Consider the following 5,794-nt stretch of genomic DNA (forward strand, 5'->3'; position numbering starts at 1 on the left):
CTCATCAGTAACCACATGGGTACTACAGCCATGATGACGTTCACCCGCTTGTATGGCACGCTGATGGGTATCTAGGCCCTTATAAGCGGGCAATAGAGCAGGGTGCAGGTTAATCATGGGCGCAGGCGCATTATCGATAAATGCGCTACTTAAAACCCGCATAAATCCTGCTAAGACAATTAAATCAGGCTGCCAAGCGCTTAACTGCGCGCTTGCATGAGTTTCAAAGGTTTTGATACCCATGCGTTTGCCGCTAGCAACGTGAGATAAGACAGCAACGGGAATAGCGGCGTCATTGGCACGTGTGATGGCATAAGCATCTTCACGGTTACTGATGACGCCAACAATCTCAATCGGTAGCGCACCAGCTTGCATGGCATTAATCAAGACTTGCAGGTTGCTACCACTACCAGATACCAAAACAGCGACGCGTAACGGCTTAGCTGATTTTTTTGCAATACTTTTTAGATTGTCGTCTGGCATTAACGGTACACCACGGCGTCCGCTTCACGGCTAACCATTTCACCCAATTTCCAAGCGTTTTCGCCCGCATCATTTAACGTTTTGATAGCAGTTTCTGCTTTATCTTTAGGCACCACGATGACAAAACCAACGCCGCAGTTAAAGGTGCGGTACATCTCACTTTGCTCGATATTACCTTGGGTTTGTAACCAAGTGAATAGCTCTGAGAACTTCCAGCTTCTGGTATCGATGCTAGCAGCCAGATGGTCTGGTAATACACGCGGTAGGTTGTCGGTTAAGCCGCCGCCGGTGATATGTGACATCGCATGTAAGGCTGAGCTACCAAGGGTATCTTGCAACGCTTTAATGGCTTTAACATAAATGCGAGTAGGAGCCATCAGTGCATCTTGAATAGATTGACCGTCTAATTGCTCATCACTAGTAGTCACATCAATACCGCTGACTTCGATGACTTTACGCACCAATGAGTAACCATTAGAATGCGCGCCACTTGAAGCAAGAGCGATTAATACATCGCCTTCAGCGACGTTTTCGCCAGTGATGACTTCCGCTTCTTCAACCACACCGACGCAGAATCCCGCTAGGTCATAATCGTCGTCTTGATACATGCCTGGCATCTCAGCCGTTTCGCCGCCGATAAGCGCGCAATTTGATAATTTACAGCCTTCGCCAATACCAGTAACCACAGTTGCTGCCACATCGATATCAAGCTTGCCAGTTGCATAATAATCTAAGAAGAATAATGGCTCAGCACCGCACACCAATAAATCATTAACGCACATGGCAACCAAGTCGATACCGATGGTGTCATGGCGGTTTAGTTGTAATGCCAGTTTAAGCTTGGTGCCGACACCGTCAGTGCCCGAAACCAATAACGGTGAGGTGTAACCAGTCGGTATTCGACAAAGCGCCCCAAAACCGCCAAGTCCGCCCACAACCTCAGGACGAGAGGTGGCTTTTGCCACTGATTTAATACGTTGTACCAACGCATCGCCAGCATCAATATCAACGCCAGCATCTTTGTAGCTTAAAGAAGGCTTGTTACTCATGGTCATCTCACAAATTTTATAGGGAATGAAGGTCGGTCAGTAGAAAAGCGGATCGGTCGTGTTAATTTTGCAGATAGTGCGCGCATTATACCCAAAAACGACCCCCTCTCGCAAAGCAACTTACCAATATTTGGCCGATATTTAACGAAGAGTGGCAATAAAGGCTAAATAGAGCGCAATAAAAATTTAAGAAACAAAAAATGACTGATTTTTTGTTGTACTCTGCGATAATAGAACGCCAAAGTTGTCGGCAAAATTTACTGCCATGACAATGATAAATACCATTATAAATATAAAGCTATCGGCTACCTAATTCAGCAAAAAAATCATCATAAGCCAGCATTTTACATTGACTTAATCGTAGGGTTACCCTTCATGATAAACCAACCAATAGATCCCTTTTTTCGACGTCTATTTATCGTCGTTGCTATTGTTGTGGCGGTATTTTTATTATATTTGATGACGCCGGTCATCGTGCCATTTGTCGTGGCTTTTGTATTGGCTTATCTATTCAATCCGCTGGTTAAGCGCTTATCAGAATATATCAAGCGTTGGATAGCCATTATCATCGTTTATTCGACGATTACGCTTGGCATGGTGTTACTACTTTGGTGGTTGATACCGACCTTATGGCATCAGCTGCAAGCAGCGTGGGAATATTTGCCCAAGGTGCTAAACTGGTATAACCAAGTGGTGCGTGAGTGGTTTATTAATAACAGCCGTATTCGTCTGCCAGAACTAGAAGCCAAAGGTTTTTCTGATACCTTGGTCGATTATATGCAGACCAATTATAAGTTCGCTGATGCCAGCAGCATGATGAGCCAAATATTGACGTCTAGTATGAATTTTATCAATAACGCTGGGCTGATTGTATTGGTACCGATTTTGACCTTTTATTTCTTGTTTAATTGGGATCAGCGCCTGCAAACTTGGAAGATGGCGATTCCAGCCCCTTATTGCAAAAAAGTAATCGGCATTGCTCAAGAGTGTGATCGGGCGCTGATGGCCTTTATCAAAGGTCAGCTGTTGGTGATGGTGTTACTGGGTGCAATCTACGCTGTACAGTTGCAGCTTATTGGGCTTGAGCTTGGCTTGATTATCTGTATGGTTGCCGGTGTTGCCAGCTTTGTGCCGTATTTGGGCTTTGGTATTGGCTTTATTGCGGCGATTATCGCTTGCCTATTCCAGTTTGGCTTAAACTGGACGTATTTGTCTTTAATCGTTGGTGCTTTCTTAGTCGGGCAAGCCGCTGAAGGCTATATCTTGCAGCCATTACTGCTAGGCGATAAAATTGGTCTGTCACCGTTATGGGTTATCTTTGCGGTATTGGCAGGGGCAAGCTTATTGGGCTTTGTTGGTATGCTTATTGCGCTGCCAGTGTCCGCTGTCCTTAACGTTTTATTCCGCCATCTGTATGCTTATTATCAATCGACGGACTTTTATAAAGGTCGTAAACAATTGGCCTTATTTGATAAAAAGTAAAATGATAAAGAATAGGTTAAAAAAAACTTCGCGAGAAATAAGCATTTTATGGCTATTGTCACATCAATTGCCTAATAATTTTATAGCGCGATTAGGAGTCGGTATTCACTTATAAAGTGGATAAAGGCGGATTGATTGAGCTTAATGGGTAAAAGACTTGTCAGTCATTTTGCAAATATGTTATATATAGGCGCAGTATTAACGGTATTGACCGTTACTAGGTTGGCTTTGATAAACGTAAAAGTTAGCAAAGCCAGTTTAAAGAATATTAGTCGTTTAGCCTTTTTAGTGATTGCGCTACGCAAACCGAGTTGATGATTCATGGCAGAAGCACAGCTAAGTCTCAATCTGGACATTAAGCATGATGCGAGTCTCAGCGACTTTGCCGGTCCGGGTTGGATGTCTATTATCGATGCAGTGCGGCAGCTACATGTCGGCCTGATTGGCCAGCTGTACCTATTTGGCAGCCCAGAGACGGGCAAGTCGCACTTATTATCCGCCGTTTGTGAGTCATTTATTGAGATGGATAAATCAGCGATTTGTCTATCATTGAATGAACTGATTCATACCGATGTCAATGTCCTATCCTCTTTAGAGAACTTTTCCCTGATTGCGATTGATGATTTAGAGGTGCTTGAACAAAGCAGCCAATGGCAAGAGGCTCTCTTTCATCTGATTAATCGTAGCCGCGAAGGGCAGCGTCAGCTGTTGTTTGCCTCCAATAAACCGGCGACCGAATTGCCGTTTCAGCTAACAGACTTGCTCACCCGTTTGGCACAATCGCCAAGCTTTAAAGTGCCAAATGGTCATGATTTGGCTGACCGTCAAGCTTTGTTGCAGTCTATTCTACGTCGGCGTGGTTGGCAGTTTGATGAGCGTATTATTAATCATCTACTGACCGAAGGGCCGCATCGTATCGGCTCTATGATGGAGGTGCTGAACTACATTCAGCCGATGCTCTCTAATCTTGGCCGCAGTAATATATCCAAGGCGGTCATCAGCGATGCGATGCGCACGATTGATGAGCAGACGCTTGCTGCAGAGCTTGCTGATATCGCGCAGGAGACGCAAGTAGATAATGAGGTCGCCAACCAAGACCAACATACCATGCCGCTTGATTTTTAACATAAACCGCTATCTTTCTGTAGAAATTTTAGAAATTACCTTTACTATTCATGGAATAACTTATGAAAACAAACGCTTCTTTGCTAAAAAAACTGACGATGGGCACATTACTAATCACTGCTGGCTCAGTCTCTATGCTATCGCATGCGGCAGTGACCTTGCTGGTTGATGACCATATCAAAGTAACGGCTATTAACGGGCAGGAAATCCAGCAAAGTGCGTTTCAGCCATTAAAGAAATCTTTTACTTTAGAGCCAGGTCAGCATGCGATTACCGCTAAATATGACCGCTTATACAATTTGCCGCGTGATGAGCACGATTATTTGCGCTCGGGTAATGTGAGTGTGACGGCAGAATTGGTGGACAATCAAACCTATCGTCTTACCATGCCAAATCAGCCAGAAAAATATGCAGCGGCGAAAGAGTATGCTAAGCGTCCAACACTGGCAGTGCAGCAGAACAACACGGTAGTAGCTAGCCAGCAGAGTCTGGGCGGCAATCAAGGTGGTTTGCTATCAGGTTTGGGCAAAGCCTTAGGCGGCGTGTTTGGTGGTGCTGATGATGCCGAACTACAAAACCAACGTGCGATTGCGGCTTTAGATAAGCCTGCTGTCAGCACTCAAAGCAATGTCAATACAGGCGCAGTTACTACCGTTAAGCAAACGACAAGCGCTGCTTCATCTACCAACACTTTAGATCAGTTTATGCAAATTTGGCTACAAGCGACTCCAGCTGAGCGTGAAAAAATGCGTCAGTGGATTCAGAAGTAAAGTGATTGAGCAGTAAGTAGCGATTGGTAAAAGAAGCATAAAAAAAGCACCTAATCTAATTAGGTGCTTTTTTCTTACTGACTATGTTAATAATAAACTGTTTTACGAATAGCTAGTTTAGTGATGAATTATTCTTCAGGAGTTATTAGCCTAAAAAAGCGTTGTACATCCAAATAAGCTTTTCTTGCTGCTGTACATAATCATCTACTAAGTCTGCTGTACCTAGGTCTTCGCTTTCTTCTGCCAGTGCTGAAACCTCACGCTGCTCAGCGATAAGCGATTGTAGACCAGTTACCACACCTTTCACGCAAGCATTACCATCTTTCACGTTTTTATCTTCTTGAATGCTGGTATGTTGGCTAAAGTCGCTATATGCATGTAGCGGCGTGCCACCTAAGGTTAAAATACGCTCAGCGATTTCATCGATTTCTATTTGTAAGCTGGTATATAACTCTTCAAATTTTGGATGCAATGTGAAGAAGTGCTCACCTTTTACGTTCCAATGATAACCACGCACGTTAATATAAAACATATGGTAGCTTGATAGTAGGCTGTTGAGCTTAGCAATCACTTCGCTCATATCTGATTTTTCTAGACCGATTTGGTTGGTCGCATTATTAGTATTACTCATAATATTATCCTTATAGTTTGAGTGTTGATTTAATAGATTGGTTATTGTTATAGACTTAGTATTCGACATACTCATCTGAGTATAGGAGCACTAAGTTAAATACAGAAGCCTAAGAGTGTAGCAAGTCATCTCCTGCATTGCTATGCTCGTTATATGTCTACTATATTTTTATCTCTTCTACACCTTGTCTGTTGGTGCTTATTATAATAGCAAAGAAACCATGATAAGTTAAATTCAATTAATCGAAGTCTGTA

General features: G+C 43.4%; 6 protein-coding genes. 3 read left to right on the forward strand and 3 right to left on the reverse strand.

Annotated features, from left to right (window positions below; all coding sequences use genetic code 11):
* Together JMX94_RS13025 and purM are read right to left on the reverse strand one after the other, a co-directional pair.
* Nucleotides 1–483: phosphoribosylglycinamide formyltransferase (locus tag JMX94_RS13025; protein WP_265088973.1), on the reverse strand; the 483-nt coding region annotated here is incomplete at its 3' end.
* Complete coding sequence (gene purM, locus JMX94_RS13030; protein ID WP_201565990.1) at nt 483–1,532, reverse strand: phosphoribosylformylglycinamidine cyclo-ligase; 1,050 nt, start codon at nt 1,530–1,532, stop codon at nt 483–485. The genes purM and JMX94_RS13025, both read right to left, overlap by 1 nt.
* A 375-nt stretch (nt 1,533–1,907) precedes the next feature.
* On the opposite strand from purM, the gene JMX94_RS13035 reads away from it, so the two are divergent.
* The 3 genes from JMX94_RS13035 to JMX94_RS13045 all read left to right on the forward strand — a co-directional run bounded on the left by JMX94_RS13035 (nt 1,908) and on the right by JMX94_RS13045 (nt 4,909).
* Nucleotides 1,908–3,014 (forward strand): AI-2E family transporter, encoded by a 1,107-nt coding sequence (locus JMX94_RS13035; RefSeq protein ID WP_201565992.1) that lies wholly within the window; start codon nt 1,908–1,910, stop codon nt 3,012–3,014.
* A 321-nt stretch (nt 3,015–3,335) separates the two neighbouring features.
* Nucleotides 3,336–4,139, forward strand: a complete 804-nt coding sequence (gene hda / locus JMX94_RS13040) for a DnaA regulatory inactivator Hda (protein WP_201565993.1) — start codon at nt 3,336–3,338, stop codon at nt 4,137–4,139.
* Between the two features lie 62 nt (nt 4,140–4,201).
* Nucleotides 4,202–4,909: a DUF2057 family protein gene (locus JMX94_RS13045; RefSeq protein ID WP_201565994.1), complete on the forward strand. Its 708-nt coding sequence runs from the start codon at nt 4,202–4,204 to the stop codon at nt 4,907–4,909.
* Nucleotides 4,910–5,054: 145 nt separating this feature from the next.
* Here JMX94_RS13045 and JMX94_RS13050 read toward each other — a convergent pair whose 3' ends face one another.
* On the reverse strand, nt 5,055–5,540 hold the full coding sequence (locus JMX94_RS13050) for a Dps family protein (RefSeq protein WP_201565995.1): 486 nt from the start codon (nt 5,538–5,540) through the stop codon (nt 5,055–5,057).
* Nucleotides 5,541–5,794: the final 254 nt, after the last annotated feature.

Source organism: Psychrobacter sp. CMS30, assembly GCF_904846565.1.
In the GTDB taxonomy this organism is placed as follows: domain Bacteria; phylum Pseudomonadota; class Gammaproteobacteria; order Pseudomonadales; family Moraxellaceae; genus Psychrobacter; species Psychrobacter maritimus.

Excerpts from the sequence above, each read along its gene's own strand:
- JMX94_RS13045 (WP_201565994.1), top strand. The coding sequence starts at position 4,202 with ATGAAAACAAACGCTTCTTTGCTAAAAAAACTGACGATGGGCACATTA.
- hda (WP_201565993.1), top strand. The coding sequence starts at position 3,336 with ATGGCAGAAGCACAGCTAAGTCTCAATCTGGACATTAAGCATGATGCG.
- JMX94_RS13035 (WP_201565992.1), top strand. The coding sequence starts at position 1,908 with ATGATAAACCAACCAATAGATCCCTTTTTTCGACGTCTATTTATCGTC.
- JMX94_RS13050 (WP_201565995.1), bottom strand. The coding sequence starts at position 5,540 with ATGAGTAATACTAATAATGCGACCAACCAAATCGGTCTAGAAAAATCA.
- purM (WP_201565990.1), bottom strand. The coding sequence starts at position 1,532 with ATGAGTAACAAGCCTTCTTTAAGCTACAAAGATGCTGGCGTTGATATT.